At 64.6% G+C, this 20,891-nt stretch carries 18 protein-coding genes; 13 read left to right on the top strand and 5 right to left on the bottom strand.

What is annotated here, in order from left to right; translation table 11 throughout:
- Positions 1-9: 9 nt before the first annotated feature.
- A complete protein-coding gene (locus ACP691_RS07990; protein ID WP_426199228.1) occupies positions 10-465 on the top strand; it encodes a metallophosphoesterase family protein in 456 nt (151 codons plus the stop codon).
- Here the strand turns inward: ACP691_RS07990 and ACP691_RS07985 are convergent.
- Positions 389-4,069, bottom strand: a complete 3,681-nt coding sequence (locus tag ACP691_RS07985) for a transporter substrate-binding domain-containing protein (protein WP_426199227.1) — start codon at positions 4,067-4,069, stop codon at positions 389-391. The genes ACP691_RS07990 and ACP691_RS07985 overlap by 77 nt on opposite strands.
- Entirely contained in the window at positions 4,063-4,689 is a 627-nt protein-coding gene (locus tag ACP691_RS07980) for a response regulator transcription factor (protein ID WP_040263158.1), read from the bottom strand. The genes ACP691_RS07985 and ACP691_RS07980 overlap by 7 nt, the downstream gene beginning before the upstream one ends.
- A 178-nt stretch (positions 4,690-4,867) precedes the next feature.
- Between ACP691_RS07980 and ACP691_RS07975 the strand changes: the two genes are divergently transcribed.
- The 7 genes from ACP691_RS07975 to ACP691_RS07945 all read left to right on the top strand — a co-directional run bounded on the left by ACP691_RS07975 (position 4,868) and on the right by ACP691_RS07945 (position 10,223).
- On the top strand, positions 4,868-5,923 hold the full coding sequence (locus tag ACP691_RS07975) for a DNA topoisomerase IB (protein WP_426199225.1): 1,056 nt from the start codon (positions 4,868-4,870) through the stop codon (positions 5,921-5,923).
- 189 nt (positions 5,924-6,112) lie between these two features.
- Entirely contained in the window at positions 6,113-6,295 is a 183-nt protein-coding gene (locus ACP691_RS07970) for a hypothetical protein (protein ID WP_426199677.1), read from the top strand.
- 26 nt (positions 6,296-6,321) lie between these two features.
- Positions 6,322-7,122 (top strand): glucose 1-dehydrogenase, encoded by an 801-nt coding sequence (locus tag ACP691_RS07965; protein WP_426199223.1) that lies wholly within the window; start codon positions 6,322-6,324, stop codon positions 7,120-7,122.
- Positions 7,115-8,938, top strand: coding sequence for a glycoside hydrolase family 15 protein (locus ACP691_RS07960; RefSeq protein ID WP_426199221.1), 1,824 nt, complete (start codon positions 7,115-7,117; stop codon positions 8,936-8,938). Before ACP691_RS07965 ends, ACP691_RS07960 begins: the two co-directional genes overlap by 8 nt.
- Before the next feature lie 14 nt (positions 8,939-8,952).
- On the top strand, positions 8,953-9,189 hold the full coding sequence (locus tag ACP691_RS07955; protein ID WP_040263149.1) for a hypothetical protein: 237 nt from the start codon (positions 8,953-8,955) through the stop codon (positions 9,187-9,189).
- A gap of 301 nt (positions 9,190-9,490) precedes the next feature.
- Positions 9,491-9,682: a carbon storage regulator CsrA gene (csrA, locus tag ACP691_RS07950; protein WP_426199219.1), complete on the top strand. Its 192-nt coding sequence runs from the start codon at positions 9,491-9,493 to the stop codon at positions 9,680-9,682.
- A 67-nt stretch (positions 9,683-9,749) separates the two neighbouring features.
- Positions 9,750-10,223 (top strand): FAD/FMN-containing dehydrogenase, encoded by a 474-nt coding sequence (locus tag ACP691_RS07945; protein ID WP_426199218.1) that lies wholly within the window; start codon positions 9,750-9,752, stop codon positions 10,221-10,223.
- Between the two features lie 31 nt (positions 10,224-10,254).
- On the opposite strand, the gene ACP691_RS07940 is transcribed toward ACP691_RS07945, so the two are convergent.
- A complete protein-coding gene (locus ACP691_RS07940; RefSeq protein ID WP_426199216.1) occupies positions 10,255-11,157 on the bottom strand; it encodes a polyprenyl synthetase family protein in 903 nt (300 codons plus the stop codon).
- Between the two features lie 211 nt (positions 11,158-11,368).
- Between ACP691_RS07940 and fni the strand changes: the two genes are divergently transcribed.
- The 5 genes from fni to ACP691_RS07915 are packed head-to-tail and all read left to right on the top strand — an operon-like array spanning position 11,369 to position 17,274.
- A complete protein-coding gene (fni, locus tag ACP691_RS07935; protein WP_426199214.1) occupies positions 11,369-12,409 on the top strand; it encodes a type 2 isopentenyl-diphosphate Delta-isomerase in 1,041 nt (346 codons plus the stop codon).
- The gene (locus tag ACP691_RS07930) at positions 12,406-13,689 is read left to right on the top strand and encodes a glycosyltransferase (RefSeq protein ID WP_426199212.1); all 1,284 of its coding nucleotides are present in this window, start codon (positions 12,406-12,408) and stop codon (positions 13,687-13,689) included. Before fni ends, ACP691_RS07930 begins: the two co-directional genes overlap by 4 nt.
- Complete coding sequence (gene crtY / locus ACP691_RS07925) at positions 13,686-14,855, top strand: lycopene beta-cyclase CrtY (RefSeq protein ID WP_426199210.1); 1,170 nt, start codon at positions 13,686-13,688, stop codon at positions 14,853-14,855. Before ACP691_RS07930 ends, crtY begins: the two co-directional genes overlap by 4 nt.
- The gene (locus ACP691_RS07920; protein ID WP_426199208.1) at positions 14,852-16,342 is read left to right on the top strand and encodes a phytoene desaturase; all 1,491 of its coding nucleotides are present in this window, start codon (positions 14,852-14,854) and stop codon (positions 16,340-16,342) included. Before crtY ends, ACP691_RS07920 begins: the two co-directional genes overlap by 4 nt.
- The gene (locus ACP691_RS07915) at positions 16,339-17,274 is read left to right on the top strand and encodes a phytoene/squalene synthase family protein (protein WP_426199206.1); all 936 of its coding nucleotides are present in this window, start codon (positions 16,339-16,341) and stop codon (positions 17,272-17,274) included. The genes ACP691_RS07920 and ACP691_RS07915 overlap by 4 nt, the downstream gene beginning before the upstream one ends.
- Here ACP691_RS07915 and ACP691_RS07910 read toward each other — a convergent pair.
- Both ACP691_RS07910 and ACP691_RS07905 read right to left on the bottom strand, forming a co-directional pair.
- Positions 17,271-17,753: a sterol desaturase family protein gene (locus tag ACP691_RS07910; RefSeq protein WP_426199204.1), complete on the bottom strand. Its 483-nt coding sequence runs from the start codon at positions 17,751-17,753 to the stop codon at positions 17,271-17,273. The two genes, ACP691_RS07915 and ACP691_RS07910, sit on opposite strands and share 4 nt — an antisense overlap.
- Positions 17,754-17,963: 210 nt before the next feature.
- Positions 17,964-20,768, bottom strand: a complete 2,805-nt coding sequence (locus ACP691_RS07905; RefSeq protein ID WP_426199203.1) for an EAL domain-containing protein — start codon at positions 20,766-20,768, stop codon at positions 17,964-17,966.
- Positions 20,769-20,891: the final 123 nt, after the last annotated feature.

Raw genomic sequence — 20,891 nt, 5'->3', positions numbered from 1 at the left:
ATCTCGATCATGAGAATCGGGCTTATCGCCGACACCCATGGCCTGCTTCGCCCCGAGGCTATCGTAGCCCTGCGGGAGTGCGAGCAGTTGATCCACGCCGGGGACATCGGCAAACCCGAGATTCTCTACGACCTCCGCAAACTGGCCCCGCTGCACGTAGTGCGGGGGAACAATGACCGTGGCTTGCCCTGGGCCGATGACCTGCCTGACCACCTGCTGATACCCTTCGGCGACTGGGCGGTCTATCTCACCCATGAAATGGCCCATGTGCCCAAGGAACTGCCCGATTCGGTTCGGGTTGTGGTAACCGGGCATTCTCATAAGCCATTGGTCCAGGCCAAGGACGGCGTGCTTTTCGTCAACCCCGGTAGCGCCGGGCCTCGACGTTTCAAGCTGCCGGTTTCGGTTGCGTTGTTGGAGGCAAGCCCGGCTGGGCCTGAGGTTCGCTTGCTGACGCTTGGCTGAAGCGCATCTGGCGCAGCTCCCGCTGCAAGGCCTCCATCTCCATCAACAGCGCCTCCACCGGGCGCTCGTCTCGCTCCACCGCTTCGCAGCACTTCACCAAGGCCACCGCCCCCACGATGCGCGCGCCCCCCTTGATCCGATGCACCACATCGTCGATCTCCGGGCAGGCGGCGGGAAGGGTGCGCAAGCGTTGCTCGTCCTGTTGCAGAGCCTTGAGCAGGCTTTCCCGCAGGCGGCGGGCCGAAGCCGCGCAACCACCCGCCAGGGCCAGCAAGGCCTCGGCCCCCCGGGCCGCTGCCGGAGCCTGAGGATCGGCCCTGGAATCATCGGAGCGAGGCGCCAGGGCCGCCGCCAGGCTGTCCAGGCCCAGGGGCTTGGTCAGGCAGTCATCGAAGCCGACTTCGCGGCAACGGGCGCGCGGGGCGCCGCCCACGTCAGCGGTGTACGCCAGCAGGCGGCACCTGGTCAGGCCCTTGCGGTGCTCCTCGAGGCGGATCGCGCGAGCCAGATCGTAGCCGTCCAGCCCTGGCATTTCACAATCGCAGATGACCGCGTCGAAGCCGCCTCGCCCGCACCATTCTCGCAAGCCCTGCGCGCCGTCCCCGGCGACCACCACCCGGTGCCCAAGGTAACTGAGCTGCTGTGCCAGCAAAAGCCGGTTGGGCTCATGGTCGTCCACCACCAGTATGCTCAGGCTGGCCTGTGCAACGCTGGGTGAGGCCATTGCCGGCTCCGGGGCGATCACCCCGCAGATCGGCAGGCGCATCAGGGCCTCCACCCGGGTGCCCTCGCCTTCGCGGCTGTGCAGCGATAACTGGCCACCCATGATGCGACACAGGTGATGGGTGATGGACAGGCCCAGCCCGGCGCCCGCCCGCCCGGAGAGCTGATGATTGCCCGCCTGTTGATAGGGCTGACAGAGACGCTGCAGATCGCCTTGTGGTATGCCTATGCCGGTGTCCTCGACCACTAGCCGAACCATCAGCTCGCTCGCGGTCGCCTCGCCGACCAGGCGAACCCGAACGCCTCCTTCCCGGGTGAACTTGATGGCGTTGCTGAGCAGGTTGCCAAGCACCTGCTGAAACCGCAGCGGATCGAGCAGCACGCCCCAGGCGATGTCGCTCTGCGCCTCCAGCCGCAAGGCCAGTTTCTTCTCGCGCGCACGCACCTGGTAGAGCTGGACTACCTGCCGCGCCAAGGCATCCACCTGTACCGGACGTGGGTTCAGGGTCAGGTGGCCCGCTTCGATACGGCTGATGTCGAGGATATCGCTGAGCAGTTCGAGCAGGCTGCTCGCCGATTCCGACGCCACTCGCAGCGCCAGGGTATCCAGCTCGCCGGTCTCGGCCTTGCGCAAGGCCAGCTCCAGCATGCCCAGCACGGCGTTCATGGGCGTGCGGATTTCGTGGCTGGCGGCAGCGAGGAAGCGGGACTTGGCGCGGTTGGCGCTGTCGGCTTCCTCCTTGGCTGCTTCCAGGGCGTCGTACAGGCGCTGCCGCTCCGTGATGTCGATCCAGCCGCCGATAAGCCCGACGATGCTGCCATTGCTGGCCCGGTAGGGGAGCATCCAGTGCAGCACCGTCATCCGCCTGCCGCTTTGCAGATGAAGATGACGATCCTCCACGATCGGCTCGCCGTCGCGGATCACCTTCTGGTACAGGGTCTCGTATTCCCGGGCTTGCGCCTCGGTCAAGGGAATGCGCGTGACCGCCTGGCCGACCACCTCCTCGTAACTCACGCCAAGGGCTTGCAGGTAGCTGGCATTGCAATTGAGCAAGCGACCCTCCCGGTCACGTACATAGACCGGATGCGGGGTGCCATCGATCATGACCCGCATGAATTCCAGTTGATCCTTCAAGGCTTGCTCGGCCCGCCGTCGTCGATGGACCTGGCGCTTGAGCAGACGGATCCAGATCACTGCCAGGCCGAGCATGATGGCGGCGATTCCGAAGGCCGGCGTCACCCACCGGGCTTCGCTGGACCCCAACCAGGCCGGATGGACCTCACTACGCCACCTTCGGCTCATATCCGCGAGGCTGGTCGGCCCGATATCGGACAGCGCATCATCGAGAATGGCCAGCAAGGGTGCGCGCCCGCCCGATACCGCGAAACCATAACGGCGGGGAGGCAATGCCAGAGGCGAACCTATTTTCAATGACTCGCCGGCTACACCGGCAAGGGCCGCCCGGGCGTGCAGGTAAGGCACCACCGCGCCGCTGACGTCGCCAGACATGACGCGACCCAGGGCCTGCCCGGCCGTGTCGCTTTCCTCCCATCGCACCCCAGGCCAGCGCTGCGCCAACGCCGTGGCCAGGCCGAGGGAGGCCGGCACGGCGACTCTTCGCCCAACCAGGGCATCAAGCTGGGCTTGCGGGGCATCCGCGGCGACGATCAGCACCGGCACTGTGGTCAGCCAGCTTTGACTCGACTGCAGCCCCGCCTGTTCGGCGGCGTCCCGGGCCATGCTGGCGGCCAGATCCACCTGGCCGCCTTCCAGGCCGGCCAGGAGTGCCACATGGCTGTCATAGCCGATCGGACGTAGGCGCAGGCCGGTGCGCTGCGCGATCCGAGCGAGCAGATCGGCCGCCAGCCCCTGGAATTCCCCCTTGTCGGTCTCGAAACTCAGCGGCGCGAAGTCACGCAGGTAGCCCACCCGGATTTCGGGATGCGCCCTCACCCAGGCTTGCTGCGTGGGCTCGAGCGGCACGGTCGCGGCTTCGCCAAGCCGCGCCGCGCCCTGGGCCCAGTTCGCTCGTACCTGGGCCAGCCAGGACGGGGGAGCCGCGGCGAGTGCACCGTTGATCAGGGCGAGCAGGCGCGGTTCCTGTTCGCGCAGGAGAAAGCCCAGGCCTTCCGGCCGCGGGGCCAGGAAGCCGACCTGTTCATGACCCTCGAGTGGGCTCTGACCAAGCTGGGCGGCCACGGCATCGCCATTGGCCAGGACGGCGTCGACCTCACCCAGGGCAAGTGCCGCCATGGCGGTGAGCAGCGAGGGTTGGGTAGCCAAGCGGTAATGGCCAGCGGCCCCCAGGTCGCTGGCTTCAGGGGCATATCCATCCGGTATGGCCAGGGTCATGGCCGATTCAACACCCGCCGTTGCCGGCCCCGCTCGCCGGACCAGCACCGGTTGGTCCTGGGCATAGGGCCGGCTACGGGTCAGCCCTGGCAGACGTCCTTCCTGCCCCGTGGCGCTGGTGAGCAGATCCACCTCGCCCTGGCGCAATGCCTTCAGGGCACTGGCGCGATCCGGATACGAGAACACGCGGATGTCCAGGCGTAGCCAATCGGCCAGCAGTGCAAGGTATTCCGCGCTCACGCCCTCGAAGCGCCGCGCGTTGACGAGGAAGTCGAAAGGCGGATTATCCGGGCCAGCCACGCCTACGCGCAGATTCCGGTGGCGCCAGAGCCAGCGACGGTCCTCATCGGGCATTTCCAATCTCGCGGAATGGTTTCGGGAACCGTTTGCCGAGGAAACGTCCAGGGGGACCCGAGCGTACACCATCGCTGCCTGGCCGGAGGCGCTTGGCGTGGCGCCCAGCCCCGCGAACAGGATGAGTAGCAGCAGAAGGATGCGCCAGCCTTGACGCCCCGGGGGTTTCAACACAATTGGTGCCTCCTCGCGATTTCCGCCAGGCCTACCACCGAGGGCACGCCCAGCTTTTCCATCAAGCGGTACTTGTAGCTGCTCACCGTCTTGGCGCTGAGGGCCAGGTGCTCGCCAATCAGTCGATTGGTGTAGCCCTTGGCGAGGTGATGCAGCACCAGAATCTCCCGGTCGCTGAGTTCAGCCAGGCATTCGCGCTCCGATCGTCGGCCATCGGCCTTGCGCACGCTGCTGAGGGTGACGCTGGGGAAATAGCTGTAGCCCGAACGCACCGCGCGCACGGCCTTGCGCAGTTCGCCCAGTTCGTTGTTCTTGGCCACGAAACCGCAGGCGCCCGCCTTCATGCAGCGCAGCGAATAGAATTCGGCCGGAAGCGAGCTGAGCACCAGCACCTTGGTGGGTAGCGCCAGGCTACGCAGGCGCTGCATCACCGTGAGGCCGTCCAGCAAGGGCATGGAGATATCGACGATGGCCAGGTCCGGCTGCAGATCACGGGCCAGCTGCAATGCCTGGCGGCCGTTGTCGGCCTCGCCGGCGATCTCGATGTCGTCCTGGGCCAGAAGCAGGGCGACACTGGCGCGAATGAAGGGGTGATCGTCCACGATCAAAGCCCGGTACATGATGACCTCCTTGGCAATGCCGCCTATCACCTGACGGTGCGGTGATTATTCGGTTTGCGCCTGGCGGAGTCTGTAGGACCGGTCCCAGCTGCTTGTAGGAAAGGTGGAAGAGTTCTATCAGGGAGCAATAACGACACCGTTGCGGTCCATAGCACAGCCCTGGAAGGACATGACAACCATGCCGGATACCGCCGCACCCGCCATTCCCGATCTGCCCCCCGACCTGCATTACGTCGACGACAGCCAGCCTGGCATCCGCCGACGCAAGCTGCGCGGAAAGTTCGCCTACTTCACCCCGGACGGCGAGCGGATCAAGGACGCGGACCAGATCCAGCGCATCAACGCCCTGGCCATTCCGCCGGCCTACCAGGATGTATGGATATGCCCGGACCCTCGTGGCCACCTCCAGGCCACAGGCCGTGACGCCAGGGGCCGTAAGCAGTATCGCTACCACGCGCGCTGGCGGGAGGTGCGCGACGAAAACAAATATGCGCGAATGCTGGCCTTCGGACGCTCGCTGCCCAAGGTGCGGCGCCAGCTCGAGGAGCACCTTGCCACCCCGGGGCTGTCTCGGAACAAGGTCATGGCGGTGGTGATCTCGCTCCTGGACGCGACCCTCATTCGCGTCGGCAATAGCCAGTACGCCCGGGATAATCAGTCCTACGGCCTGACTACCCTTCTCAATGAGCATGTGGAGGTAAAGGGCAGCGCTATCGCCTTCCAGTTCCGTGGCAAGAGCGGCGTCGAACACCAGGTCAGCCTGAAGGACAAGCGCCTGGCTCGGATCATCAAGCGCTGCATGGACTTGCCAGGCCAGCATCTGTTCCAGTATCTGGACGAAGATGGCGAGCGTCACCATGTAAGCTCCCACGACGTGAATGAATACCTGCGCGGCCTGCATGGCAGCGATTTCACCGCCAAGGACTACCGCACCTGGGCGGGCTCGGCACTGGCACTGTCGATGCTGCGCGAGTTGCACTGGCAGCCGGAGCCGGAAGCCAAGCGCCATATCGTGGAAATGGTCAAGCAGGTAGCCAGGCAGTTGGGCAATACGCCAGCAGTCTGTCGGCGATGCTATATACACCCGGCGGTGCTCGAGCGTTTCGCCCTGGGAGAGCTCGCCAAGCTACCCAAGCCCCGGCAACGCAAGGGCTTGCGACTGGAAGAAGTCGCCCTGGCCACCTTCCTGGAACGCCTGTTGGAAGTCGCGGAGGACACTAAGGCCGGAGCATGAACGTGAAGGCCGATGGCGGCTCACGGCGCCGCCATGCTTTCCATCCCGCCAGTGGTCAAGCCCCTGGGCTCCCGCGAGCGCAGGCCCACGGGGCTGGAGTAAACCACATCAGCCGCCGGTGGGCGGTCATTGGTCAGGCCTGGCCCCCCTGCCATTTTCCTTTTCGGTCCTGGGCCGAGGGGCTTCCCCTTGCTGATTCAACTGCTTATGGGTTTCTCCCACCTTGCCGGCATTGCCTGGCGAGTGGTCAAGGTCTTCGCGTTGAGATTGCTTGGTCATGGTCGTGCCTCCGGACGGTTCACGACGTTAGGCAACGGCAAGGCGCTGAATGTTTCCGCTGAACTCATCACCCTGTGGGCCAGTCCCCTTTAGGAGTACTGGCGATGAGGCTCAACCCGATGCACATTTCACTTGAGAAACAAGTTGCGCTGGTCACCGGCGCCAGCTCCGGCCTTGGATACGCTTCGGCCAAAGCGCTGGCCGCCGCAGGGGCAGCGGTGGTGGTGAACTACCGGAGCCAGGCCGAACCCGCCGAAGCGCTGGTCAATGAGATTCGTGAAGCGGGCGGGCAAGCCGTGGCGATCGAGGCTGACGTCAGCCAGGAAGACGCGGTCGAAGCCATGTTCGCCGAGGCCATCGACACCTTCGGCGCCCTGGACATCCTGGTCGCCAACTCTGGGCTGCAAAAGGATGCCGCCATCGCTGACATGACCCTGGACGACTGGCGCACCGTGCTGGATGTCAATCTTACGGGTCAGTTTCTGTGCGCCCGCGCCGCGCTGCGGCAATTCGCTCGCCAGGGCCCGCGGCCTTGGGTTTCCCGGGCCAATGGCAAGATCATCCATATGAGCTCGGTCCATCAGTTGATTCCCTGGGCCGGGCACGTCAATTACGCTGCCTCCAAGGGGGGCGTGGACCTGCTCATGCGCAGCATTGCCCAGGAAGTCGGTGAGCAGCGCATACGGGTCAATGGCATCGCCCCAGGTGCCATCCGTACGGCCATCAACGAACAGGCGACCCAGGGCGAGGCCGCGCGAGACTTGCTTCGGCTGATCCCCTACGGCCGTATCGGGGACCCGCAGGACGTGGCCAACGCGGTTGTATGGCTGGCCTCCGACCTGTCCGATTACGTGCATGGCACTACGCTGTTCATTGATGGGGGCATGAGCCTGTATCCGGAGTTCCGGGACAATGGCTGAAGACCAGAAGATCGCCCAGGTACCGATCCAGCGCCATGGGGTGATAGGCAATATGCGCGCCCTGGCCCTGGTCGCAGACACCGGCAGCATCGACTACATGTGCTGGCCCGAGTTCGACAGCCCTTCGCTCTTCGCGGCCTTGCTGGACACTCCCGCGGCCGGCATGTTCGAGGTCGCGCCACGCCTGCCCGACGCCCGTCGCTTACAGATCTACCTACCCGGCAGCAATGTACTGCAAACGCGCTGGCTGAGCCGCGATGCCGTGGTGGAGGTCACCGACTTCATGCCTGTGGTCGCTGATGCCGGCCTGCCACCGCTTCTGATTCGTCAGGTCACTGTGGTCCAGGGGCATGCCCGGATCCGTATGCGTTGCAGGGTTCGTCACGATTACAGCCGCGCCGATACCCAAGCCCGGCTGGCGGACGGATGCGTGCTGTTCAGCGCGCCGGATCAGACCGAAGTCAGTCTGTCGGCCTCGGTGCCCCTGTCGTTGCAGGAGCACACCGCCACCGCTGACTTCGACCTTGACGCCGGCGAGCATGCGCAGTTCGTCTTTGGCGATGCGCGCGATGCACGGGTCAACCCAGGCCGGGTCGAGGAACTGCTCAAGCAGACCCTGGCTTTCTGGCGCCAGTGGTTGCGCAAGAGCGACTACCGTGGGCGCTGGCGCGAGTCGGTAGAGCGTTCGGCCCTGGTGTTGAAGCTGCTCACGTCCCGCCAGCACGGCGGAATACTGGCCGCCGGTACGTTCGGCCTGCCCGAGCTGGCCGGCGGGGAGCGGAACTGGGATTACCGCTATTGCTGGATCCGCGACGCCTCCTTCACGGTTTATGCGTTCATGCGCCTAGGCTTCAGCGACGAGGCCAATGCCTTCATGCGTTGGGTTCGCGCACGGGTGAGCGCCTGCAGTGAGGACCCTTCCCCGCTACGCATCGTCTACAGTATCGCCGGGCAGAAGCACCTGCCGGAAGCGCAGCTGGATCACCTCGCCGGCCACCTGGCCTCCCGTCCGGTACGTATCGGCAATCAGGCATATGAACAGAAGCAGCTCGACATCTACGGCGAGCTGCTCGACGCCGTGTACCTGGCCAACAAATACGGAGAGGCGATTTCCCATGAAGGCTGGGAAAACTGCCAGCGTGTCGTTGACCGATTGTGCGAGCAGTGGCACGAAAGCGATGTAGGCATCTGGGAAATGCGCGGCGCCCCGCAACATTTCCTGCATTCGCGCCTGATGTGCTGGGTCGCCCTGGATCGAGCCATTCGCCTGGCCTACAAACGCTCACTGCCGGCCCCGTTCGAACGGTGGGACCGTGCTCGTCAAGCCATTCACCACGATATATGGACCCACTTCTGGGACGACGAAGCTGGCCATTTCGTGCAACGACTCGGCAGCCGGGAGGTAGATGCCGCCATGCTGCTCATGCCCTTGTTCCGCTTCGTAGGCGCCACGGATCCCCGCTGGATCGCGACCCTGAGAGTCATCGAGCGGGACCTGGTACGCGACGGCATGGTGTATCGCTATCGCACCCGCGAGGGGACCGATGGATTGGTGGGTGATGAGGGTGCGTTCACCGCCTGCTCGTTCTGGTACATCGAATGTCTGGCACGCGCGGGTGAACTGGACAAGGCTCATCTTGAATTCGAACAACTGCTGCGCTACGCCAATCCCCTGGGCCTGTACGCCGAAGAGTTCGACCGTAACGGCCGACACCTTGGCAATACGCCCCAGGCCCTCAGCCATCTGGCGTTGATCAGCGCGGCGACCTTTCTGGACCGCAAGCTCAGCGGTGACAGCAGTTTCTGGCAACCCTGAAAGAGGAAGCAACCATGCAAAGCGAATTGGAAAAAGAAGTGCTCACCCGCCTGCTCAATGCCCATCCCAAGGGCCTGGGTTCGGAGATCCTCCAGGACTTCCACGGCGCAGAGCAAGTGGAACTGTGCATCAAGGACCTGCGTAGCCGTGGGCTCATTCATAGCCCCGAAGAAGGTAGCGGCAAGCTGGTGTTTCCAGTGAAGCTCAGTGCCGCCGGCGTGGAAGCCGCCAACGCCAGGACAGACGCCTGAAGCCGCCGACACGCCGGACAGCCATGCCTGGCCGGCGTGTCGGATCCCATGAATCACGGGCCGTCAGGAGGTACCGTCATGCGATTTTATCGACTTTTTCATGCTTTCAAGCCCTTGACACGCTAGGCGCAGCGGTCGTTACAGGCGATACTTCGCTTCCCGATTTCTCAATCACTTGTAGTCCATTTCTTATACAGGCGAAGGATAGAACGGAATTAATAGGGCCAAACCGCGTCTCTAGTGTAGGACGTCCGTTGTGCATTTTCAGACCGGATATTTTGCAAGAATCAAGGAGCATTAAATGCTGATACTCACCCGCAAGGTCGGCGAAAGCATCGTTATCAATGACGATATCAAGATCACCATCCTTGGCGTGAAGGGAATGCAGGTCCGCATCGGCATCGACGCGCCCAAGGATGTGCAGGTTCATCGCGAGGAAATCTTCAAGCGCATCCAGGAAGGCACCCCTGCCCCCAAGAAACCTGAAATCTGATAAAGGCGCGCTTGCTTCCATGTGCCGGGTTGCGCCCGGCCGGTTTTTCCCCCGCATCGGCTTGCCCATGTTCAACCCTCGCTACCTGCTCGCCTTGCTGCTTTCATCCAGCAGCCTGCCTGCCCTGGCCATGCAACCGGGCGACGCCGTACACCCCTGGACCCTGCTCGATCAGTTCGACCAGCCCTTCACCCTTGGCCCGGATACCCGGGTTCTAGTGGTAGCGCGCAGCGTGGGTTCGGCACGATTGTTCAACCAAGCCCTGGAGGACGCACCCAAAGGGTTTCTCGAGGCTCGGCACGCGGCTTATATCGCCGATGTGGAAAGGATGCCCTCGGTAGCCCGGGCCTTGGCCATTCCCGCCATGCGCTCGGCGTCTTACCGGATCCTTCTGGATATTGAAGGACGAGTGGCGCCGCGCTACGAGGGAGCGCGCGAAGGCATCCAGTGGCTGGAGGTCGACAACGGCCGCTTGAAGGCAGAGCGCCGTTTCGACGACGCGGTCCAGCTCCGGCAGGCACTTGACCGTCTTGGGCCTTGAGCCCGCCTCCTGGATCCCGGGGCGCCCATGGCTAGCCGAATCGGGAAAAGAGTTCATCCACGAAGACACGGATCGGCTGCTCCGGTGGATAGACCCGAGCCAGGTGGTACTCGGCGCTTCGCAAGTGCTGGCGCAACCGGTGCCTGACGCCTGAACTGCCCAGGACGGCCACCAGGGTCGCCTTGCCTTCATCCTTGCCCACATCCTTGCCCGTGGCCGTGGTGGAAGGACTGCGGTCATGAAGGTCGTCCATCAGCTGGAAGGCCTGGCCCAGATCCAGCCCAAAGCCGGCAAGGGATTGCCGCACCTCAGGTGTCGCACCCGCGGCAATGGCGGCCATCTGCAGGGCGGCGTCGAACAGCACACCGGTCTTCAGCTCATTGGTTTTGGCAATGGCTTCGACGCTGCGGGCTTTGCGCCCTTCTCTCAGGTCTTCATACTGGCCCTTGACCAAACCCTGACTGCCGACGGCCCGAGACAGCTCGGCGACCAGGGCGGCACGCCGGCTGGGCTCGATATCGGCGCTGGCCAGAAGGCCGAACGCCTGGCTCAGCAGGCCAATGGCCGCGAGGATGGCCACGTCATCTCCGTAGCTCAGGTGCAGCGTGGGTCGTCCTCGCCGCAGGCGAGCATCGTCCATGCAGGGCAGGTCATCCAGCACCAGTGAGGCGGCATGCACCATCTCCACGGCGCAAGCCAGGTCCAGCATGGCCGGTCGGGTTTCCCCCAGGCCTTCGGCCGCCAGTAACAGTAGCAGTGGCCGCACCCGCTTGCCGGGCGCCACGGCGCTTTCGCGCATGGCCAGGCTGAGCAGTTCCTGCTGCTGGTTCGGTAGCGGCAACAAGGCATCGAGGCGAGCATCCACGGCGCGGCGCCTTGATTCCCAGGCGCAAGTGGGGCTGGCTTGAACGAGTGCAAGAGGCTTGGCGGTCATCCGTGGCGATCCTTCTGGCTATCAACGGCTGTATTTACACGGCAAAGGCTTCGCCCACGCCGAGATCAATTTCAAGGTCATTGCAGGTTCCGGGGAACGCCTCGCTCGCTACGCTGCCTTAACACCGCACGGACGCTGTACCAACCCTCTACAAGGTAGCCGACCCTGCATAACAGACAGTGAATCTGCTCGAATACTCCCCGGAGCCTCGATGAATCCTGTGGAACTGCTCAACCGCAAGAATGACCATCTGGAAATCGTGCTGGACCCGGCTCGTGCCCTTAGCAATGGCCGCACGGGTTTCGACCGCTGGCGCTTCGTTCACTGCGCACTGCCTGAGCTGGCCCTGGACAGCATCGACCTGGGCATCGGCTTCCTCGGCAGGCGCCTGGCCGCGCCCCTGTTGATCAGCTCGATGACCGGCGGTGCGCAGCGCGCCGGGGAAATCAATCTGCACCTGGCCGAAGCCGCACAAGCCCTGGGCCTGGCCATGGCGGTGGGTTCCCAGCGGGTAGCGCTGGAAACCGGCGTCGATCACGGCCTGACCCGTGACCTTCGTCGACAGGCTCCGGATGTGCTGTTGCTGGCCAACCTTGGCGCCGCGCAGCTGCGTACCGCCAACGGTCTGGACATGGCTCGCCGGGCCGTGGACATGATCGATGCCGATGCGCTGATCGTACACCTCAACCCATTGCAGGAAGCCGTGCAGCCCGGCGGGGATTGGGACTGGCGCGGGGTTCTCGCGGCCATCACCGAAGCCGTGCGTCGGCTCGACGTGCCCGTGGTGGTCAAGGAGGTCGGCTGCGGCCTTAGCCCCGAGGTCGGCCAGCGCCTGGCGCAGGTCGGCGTCGCTGCCCTGGACGTCGCTGGCCTGGGAGGCACTCATTGGGCCGCGGTGGAAGCCGAGCGCGCGGCTACGCTAGCGCAGCGGCGCATTGCCGAGGCCTTCAGTGCCTGGGGCATCCCTACCGCCGAGGCGCTGCGGGGGCTGCGCGAGCGGCTTCCCGACACGCCCTTGATCGCCTCGGGCGGAATCCGCGATGGGATCGACATGGCCAAGGCCGTGGCGCTGGGTGCTGACCTGGTGGGCCAGGCGGCGGCGGTGCTGGCCAGCGCCACACTCTCGTCCGAGGCGGTCATCGAGCACTTCCAAGTCATGTTGCAACAACTGCGCATCGCCTGTTTCTGCACCGGTTCGGCCAATCTCCGACAACTGCGCCAGGCGCGGCTCGCCCAGGTAGCCGCTACGTGAGCCATTTCGGGGTCGTGGCACCGCCTCTTTTCAGCCATTTCCAGGCCTTGCAGGCCCTGGCAGGCCGTCTCGTGGACCTGGGCCACCGGGTAACCTTCTTCCAGCAACTGGAAGCGGGCGCCCTGATGCGGGACAACCGCCTGGCCTTCCACCCCCTGGGCCTGGCCAGTCACCCGCCCGGCAGCCTGGGTGAAGTGCTGCGCCACGCGGCGCGCCCGAGCGGACTTTCAGTACGCCGGGTGATCAAGGACATGGCTGCCAGCACCGACATGCTTTGCGCCGAGCTGCCCGAAGCGGTCACGGCGTTGCATGTGGATGCCTTGATCTGCGACCAGATGGAAGCCGCTGGTGGCCTGGTGGCCGAAGCCTTGGGCATCCCTTTCGTATCCGTGGCGTGCGCCCTGCCCATCAACCGTGAGCCGGGAGTGCCCTTGCCCGTGATGTCCTTCCCTTGGGAGGATGATCCGCGCATGCGCAAGGTCTACGCCAGCTCTACGCAAGTCTACGACGCCTTGATGGCGCCTCACGGCCGTGTAGTGGCCAGGCATGCCAGGGCATTCGGCTTGCCACCACGGCGCGGGCTTCACGAATGTCTGTCCAATCTGGCGCAGATAAGCCAGACCCTCCCCGGTCTGGAATTTCCCCGCCAGGCCCTGCCTGGATGTTTTCATCATGTGGGCCCCCTGCGTGTGCCAGGGCGCAGCCTGGCGGACACCTCACCCTGGCCGGTCGAGCGTGGACGGCCGTTCATTTTCGCCTCCCTGGGCACCTTGCAGGGACATCGCTACGGGTTGTTCAAGCGCATAGCCAAGGCGTGCCGGTCGATAGACGCACAATTGCTCATCGCCCACTGTGGCGGCCTTGATGATAGCCAGGCGGCCACGCTGCGCGGCCTCGGCGCCAACTGGGTGACCGATTTCGCCGCCCAGCCCCAGGTACTGCGCCAGGCCGATGCGGTGATCACCCATGGCGGCCTCAATACCGTCATGGATGCCTTGGTAGCGGCCACGCCGATCCTGGCGCTGCCTATCGCCTTCGATCAGCCTGGGGTGGCGGCTCGGGTCGCCCACGCCGGGATCGGCCGGCACTGCTGGCACCGTAGCCGCTGGCGTACGCTGGCCGGGCGCCTGGAGTCGCTGCTCGACGATACCGGCGTTGCGGCCAGGCTCGCGGCCCTGGATGCGCAGTTGCAGGCCGCCGGTGGGGCGCAACGGGCCGCGGCTATCGTCGAGCGGGCCGTACGTGGCGGCCGGCCTGTCAACGCCGAGGGGGCTGCATGAAAGAAACCTGGGACCTCATCCTCGTCGGTGCCGGCCTTGCCAACGGCCTGCTGGCGTGGCGCCTACAGCGTGCCAGGCCCGAGCTTTCAGTGCTGGTAGTGGAACAGGCGCCTGTACTGGGCACGGCCCATACCTGGTCGTTCCACCGCAGTGACCTGACGTCCGCACAGAACCAATGGCTGGCCCCGCTGGTCAGCCATCGCTGGCCTGGCTACCGCGTACGCTTTCCTCATCTGGAGCGACAACTCGATGGGGAATATTGCAGTATCAGTGGCGCTCATTTCGCCCAGGCACTGAGCTCCGGCCTGGGGCGGCAATTGATGCTGGGCGCGCCGGTACAGCGGCTGACGCCAGATCGGGTGCAGTTGGCCAATGGCGAGACGCTGCGCGCCCGCGTGGTGATCGATGGCCGTGGGCTCGCACCAAGCCCCAACCTTCGTCTGGGCTATCAGAATTTCCTCGGGCAGGAACTGCAGCTTACCGCTGCGCATGGGCTGGACGTGCCCCTGGTGATGGACGCTACGGTGCCACAGCTGGATGGCTACCGGTTCGTCTACGTGTTGCCTCTGGGGCCGGATCGTCTTCTGGTCGAGGACACCTATTACAGCGAAACCCCTCACTTCGAACAGACACGCCTGCGAGAGCGCATCGATGCCTACGTGCGCGACAAGGGCTGGGTCGTACGCGACCGGCTTCGGGAAGAACAGGGCTCGCTGCCCATCGTGCTGGCGGGGCGTTTCGAGGCCTTCCATGCTGAAGGGCACGGGGTGGTGCGCAGCGGCTTGAGGGCAGGCCTGTTCCACCCGGTGACGGGGTATTCCCTGCCAGAGGCTGTGCGCCTGGCTGATCTGCTGGCGGCGACACCCGAGTTGAGCGCAGAGGCCTTGCAGGGACAATTGCAAGCCTACAGGCGCGACCTGTGGCAACGGCAGCGCTTCTTTCGCTTGCTCAACCGGATGCTCTTCCTGGCCGGCCGACCCGAGGAACGTTGGCGTATTCTCGAACGCTTCCACCGCCTGGCGCCAGGCCTGATCCAGCGCTTCTACGCCGGCGCGCCGACGGCCACGGACAAGGTTCGGCTATTGATGGGCAAGCCCCCGGTGCCGGTAATGGCAGCCTTGCACGCCATGCTCGATTTCGCTCCACCCAGACAGGAGTCACCATGACAGACGCTCCATTGACCGTGATCACCGGCGCCGGCTTCGGTGGGCTGGCTCTGGCCATCCGCTTGCAGGCCGCCGGTCACCGCACCCTCTTGCTGGAAGCTCGCGACAAGCCCGGCGGGCGCGCCTATGTGTACGAAGACCAAGGCTTCACCTTCGACGCCGGTCCCACGGTGATCACCGATCCCAGCGCCATCGAAGAGCTGTTCAGCCTCAGCGGCCGACGCATGGCCGACTATGTGGAAATGCTGCCGGTCACACCCTTCTACCGACTGTGCTGGGAGGACGGCAGCCGCTTCGACTATGCCAACGACCAGGCCGCGCTGGAGCGGCAGATCCATGCCTTCAATCCCGCCGATGTGGCCGGCTATCGCCGTTTTTTGACGTATTCGAAGGCGGTGTTCGAGGAGGGTTACCTGAAGCTGGGCAGCGTGCCCTTCCTGTCTTTCCGAGACATGCTTCGGGTCGGGCCGAGCCTGGCGCGGCTGCAAGCCTGGCGAAGCGTGTACGCCATGGTCGCCAGGTTCATCCAGGACGAGCGCCTGCGCCAGGCCTTTTCTTTTCACGCCCTGCTGGTAGGTGGCAACCCCTTTGCCGCGTCCTCCATCTATACCCTTATCCATGCTCTGGAGCGCGAATGGGGCGTCTGGTTCCCACGCGGCGGAACCGGCGCGTTGGTACAGGCACTGGTCAAGCTTTACCAGGACCTTGGCGGCCAACTTGAACTCAATGCCCGCGTCGAAGGCATCGAAACCCGTGAGGGTCGGGTCAACGCGGTGCGCCTGGCCGATGGCCGAGTGATTCCGGCAGCCGCCGTGGCCTCCAATGCCGATGTAGTCAATACCTACAAGGAACTGCTCGCCGGCCATCCGCGGGGGGTAAGCCAAGGCAGGATCCTGGCGGGCAAGCGCGCCAGCAACTCCCTGTTCGTGCTCTATTTCGGGCTGGATCGGCTGCTTCCGGGCCAGGCGCACCATACCGTTTGCTTTGGGCCTCGCTATCAGGGGCTGATCGAGGACATCTTCAACGGCAAGGGCCTGGCCGAAGACTTTTCGCTTTACCTGCACACGCCTTGCGTCACCGACCCTTCCCTGGCACCGCCGGGATGCAGTGCGCACTATGTGCTGGCACCGGTGCCGCACCTGGGTAACGCCCCTCTGAATTGGGCCGAGGAAGGCCCGCGGCTGCGCGAGCGGATCTTCGACTACCTGGAGCGACGCTACCTTCCCGGCCTGCGCCAGCACCTGGTCACCAGCCGCATGTTCACGCCAGTCGATTTTCGCGATCAGCTGGGCGCTCACCTGGGCTCAGCCTTCTCCCTGGAGCCCTTGCTGCGCCAGAGCGCCTGGTTCCGCCCCCACAATAGGGACGATAAGATCGCCAATCTTTACCTGGTAGGCGCGGGTACCCATCCTGGTGCCGGTGTGCCTGGCGTCATTGGCTCGGCCAAGGCCACCGCTCGGCTGATGCTGGAGGATTCCCAGCCATGAACCAGCCCCTGCTCGACCATGCCACCGAAACCATGCGCCAGGGCTCCAAAAGCTTTGCCGCCGCGGCGCGTCTGTTCGACGCCCCTACCCGGCGCAATGCCCTGCTGCTGTATACCTGGTGTCGCCACTGCGATGACGTGATCGACGGCCAGGCGCTGGGGCATGGCAACACCCCTCCTTCACCCACCCAGGCCCTGGCCCGTCTTCAGGGCCTGAGAGAGACCACCGCGGCGGCCTATCGAGGCGAGCCCATGAACGATCCGGCATTTGCAGCCTTCCAGTCGGTGGCCATGGCATGTGGCATCGAAGCCAGGCATGCGTTCGCGCACCTGGATGGCTTCGCCATGGATGCTCATGGACGGTGTTACGAGGACCTGGCCGATACCCTGGACTACTGCTATCACGTGGCCGGGGTAGTAGGCCTGATGATGGCTCAGGTGATGGGGGTACGAGACCGGGCCACCCTCCTGCGGGCCTGCGACCTGGGCCTGGCCTTTCAGTTGACGAATATCGCCAGGGATATTGTGGATGACGCCACCGTGGGGCGTTGCTATCTGCCAAGGGCCTGGTTGCGCGAGTTCGATATCCCGGTGGAAAGCATCGTCGAAACGCGCCATCGCCCGGCCCTGGCGACACTCGCCGGACGGCTGGTGGAGGCTGCCGAGCCCTATTATGCCTCGGCCACCGCGGGTATCGGCGCCCTGCCCCCACGCTGCGCCTGGGCGGTGGCGACTGCCTTGCACGTGTACCGTGCCATTGGGCTGAAAGTTCGCGCCAAGGGCGCCCAGGCCTGGGACGAGCGCCAAGGCACCAGTAAAGCGGAAAAGCTCTGGTTGCTGGGCCGCGGCCTTGGCTCGGCAGGCCGGGCGCGCCTGACCAGGCATCCACCGCGCCCGGCAGGATTGTGGCGGGCGCCCGAACAGGCGCTCTAGGGTCGGGGAGCGCGGCCTTTTCCCGCCTCCCCCTGGCGCAGTTGGCGCTTGAGCTTGGCGACCGGCGGCGCATACAGGAAGCCGAAGGACACACACCCTTCCCGTCCGCCAACGGCATGATGGAGCCGGTGGGCCTGGTAAAGCCGCTTGAGATAACCGCGACGAGGCAGGTAATTGAAGGGCCAGCGCCGGTGCACCAGACCGTCGTGGGCAATGAAATACAAGGCCCCGTAGACGGTCATGCCAGCGCCTATCCATTGCAAGGGATAGTAGCCCTGGCTGCCCGCGGCTATCAGAGCGATGGCCAGGCCCGCGAAGAACACCGCATACAGATCGTTAAGCTCGAACCAGCCCGTGCGCGGCTCATGATGGGAGCGATGCCAGCCCCAGCCCCAGCCGTGCATCACGTATTTATGGGCGAGGATGGACACCAGCTCCATCGCTGCCACGGTCAGCAACACAATCAGCGCTTCAAGCATGCCATTCCCCTTCGCTTGCTGTTGGGCAATGCCTCGCAGGGAGGGTTCCCCGCGCCTGCTTTCGAAGTGCTTCCACAGCTGAACTGAGCCCCAGTCGTGGAGCTGCTCGGTGGGACCCCGCGCCAGTTGGAGAATCGGCGCTGCGAACCGTTGGTCATTCGGCAGCTTCGCTACCTTGAGCGTCCACGAAGGCATGGGCCGCGCCCCTGCCTAGGTGGCCAGCCAGGTTCGCTGCAGCGCCTCGACGGCCATGGGCCGGGCGAAATGGTAACCCTGGGCCTGGCCGGTGCCCATTTCTCTTAGCAGTTCCAGGGAAGCGGCGTCTTCAACGCCTTCGGCCACTACCGAAAGGCCCAGCGATTCGGCCATGCGCACGATGGCACGGACGATTGCCCGGCTACGTCCGCTGGCGGTCAGCTCGAAGATGAATGATTTGTCGATTTTCAGCCCGGTGAAGCGGAATTGATGCACATAGCTCAGGGAGGAGAACCCGGCGCCGAAGTCGTCCAGCACCACGGACATGCCCCGGTCCGCCAGCTTCTGCATGGTCTGGCGAGCCAGTTCAGGCTCGGCGACCAGCGCGCCTTCGGTGAGTTCCAGGCAGATCCTCGCGGGCTCCACCCCGTGGCTTGTCAGTAGTTCGAGGACCTCATCGGCGAACTCCGGGCGGGTGATGCTGTAGCTGGAGCAGTTCACATGCACAGGCGGCCAGTTGCTGTTTTCCGGGCGGGACAGGATCAACGCCACGCAGCGAAGCATGTAGAGGTCCAGGCGGCCGATCAAGCGCAAGCCTTCCAGCGCGGGCAGGAACGCACCGGGGGCCAGCACGTTGCCGTCCGGCTGGCGCCAGCGGATCAAGGCCTCCAGGGCCATCAGGCGCCCGCTGGCCACGTCCACGATAGGCTGGAAATAAGGCACCAGCTCATCACTGCCCTTCAAGGCGTTCCTCAGGGCCCCTTCACGCTCCACCTGGTCTGAAAATTCCCGACGCAGTTCCTGGTTGAATACCGCATAGCTGTCCCGCCCCGCATTCTTGACCCGGTACATTGCCGTGTCCGCATCGCGCAGCAGGTCGGCCGGTTCCTCATGGAACTGTTCATCGGCGCTGACGATGCCGATGCTGCACGACGAAAACACTTCATGGCCGTCGATGTGGAACGGAAGGTCGAAGGCAGCCAGGATGCGCTCGGCGATGCCCACCGCCACGTCCACCGGAGCTTCGGGGGCCAGCACCGCGAGCTCGTCACCGCCCAGGCGCGCCAGCAGGTCGGCGTCGCGCAGGCAACTGCGCAAGCGTGCCGCGGCGGCCATCAGCAAAAGGTCGCCGAAATGGTGCCCGCGGCTGTCGTTGATCAGCTTGAAGCGGTCAAGGTCCAGAAACATGACCACCAATTCGCGGCCTTGCCCACGGTAGGCCTGCCAGGCCTGTTCCAGGCGCAATTGCAGGTGGCTGCGGTTGGGCAGTCCTGTGAGCGCGTCGTGGGCGTTTTCATGCTGTAGCTTGGCGTTGGCCAGGTCCAGTTCACGGGTGCGATCCTGCACGCGCGCCTCGAGTTTCAGGTTGGCCGCATGTACCGCTTCGGCTGCGCTGCGCCGGCTCAATGCGGTATCGATATGCCGAGAGACGAAGGTCAGCAGTTCCTGGTCGCGCAGGGTGTAGCGGATATGCGGTGCGTAGCTCTGGACCACCAGCACGCCGCGCACCTGGTCGTCGTCGAACAGGGGAATGCCCAGCCAGGACTGGGAGCGGACCGGCTCGTTGGTATGCTGGATCTCGCCGGTTTCCATCAGCCGGGTCGCGTCATCGAAGTCGATCAGGCAAGGTCGCCTCTGGCGGATCACATATTCGGTCAGGCCGCGGCGCCCCCGGCGTGGCCGTGGGCGCACGGCCTGCACTTCATCGATGTAGTAGGGAAAAGTCACTTCACCTTGGCCAGGGTCGTACAGAGCGATATAGAAGTTACGGGCATACAGTAGCTCGCCGACGATGGCATGGAGCCTGGAAAACAGCTCAGCCATGTCGCCCCGCTGGCTGGACAACTCGGCGATCTGGAACAGGGCGCTTTGCAAGTGTTCGGCGCGTTCGCGCTCGCTTACCTGCTGGCGAAGCGCATCGTTGAGCTGGGACAGTTCTCGGGTGCGCTCGGCCACCGTACGCTCCAGGTGGGCGCGATGGAGGATGCGGTCCAGGGCCATGGCGACGTGCCTGGCGACCACCAGGAACAGGGCGCGGTCTTCCTGGCCGTAGACCCTGTTCACGTCATAGACCTGCATGGCGATCATGCCGAATACCTGGTCCGAGGCGTTCTTCAGCGGAGCGCCCATCCAGAATTCCGGACGATGACCAACGCAATGGAAACGGTCCTCAGCTGCCGCCTGGGCGATACCCGCGGCGTCGATCAGCATGGGCTGGCCTGTGGTCAGCACATAGCCGGTCAGGGAAAGCCGCCGAGGGTTAAGGTATTCGTTGGCGTCCGCCTCGACCGCTTCGACGTCCGTGGTATCGACGTAGTAGGGATAGGTGACCTGCCCGGAGCGCTGGTCGTAGAGCGCCAGGTAGAAATTTTCCGCGTCGATCAGGTCGGCCAGCTGGCGGTGCACGCCGACCATGAAGGTGGCGCGATCATGGGTAGAGCTGGCCAGATTGGTGATGCCATAGAGCACACGCTGGGTATGCTGGGCACGGATCAGCGCGTCGCTTTGCAGTCGCAGGCCCAGGCGCATGGCCAGATCCATGAAGGTCGGGTTGTCGCGGTCGCTGTCATGGGCCAGCAGCCAGCCCAGGGTGCTTTCACCCTGGCCGGTAGGCCAACGATGCAGGCCCTGGGCCTGGCAGAACGATGCCAGGCCGCCGTCCTCGAGTATGGCGGGCCACTCGGCCCGGGCCTCGCCCCTGCCGGTCAGCTCCAGACGTTCCCCGGCCCGATAGAACGCCCAGGGGCGTTCCCGGTTATGGGCGCGGGCCTCGGTCAATAAATGCGCGAGACTTGGCAACTTCGAATCCTGCGAACCCATGCACGCTCCAAGCTATCCCGTCGATATCCATCATCTGCGCCTGGCCAACCCTATGGCCATGTGACATCACTGCGTCGCCAACGCATAGTACATGCATGAAACGGGCAACCGCCAGCCTCGTTA

Source organism: Pseudomonas sp. DC3200b2, assembly GCF_049895785.1.
In the GTDB taxonomy this organism is placed as follows: Bacteria; Pseudomonadota; Gammaproteobacteria; order Pseudomonadales; family Pseudomonadaceae; genus Aquipseudomonas; species Aquipseudomonas massiliensis.
Note: the sequence above shows the minus strand (reverse complement) of the source record. Positions and strands in the feature narration are given on the sequence as shown.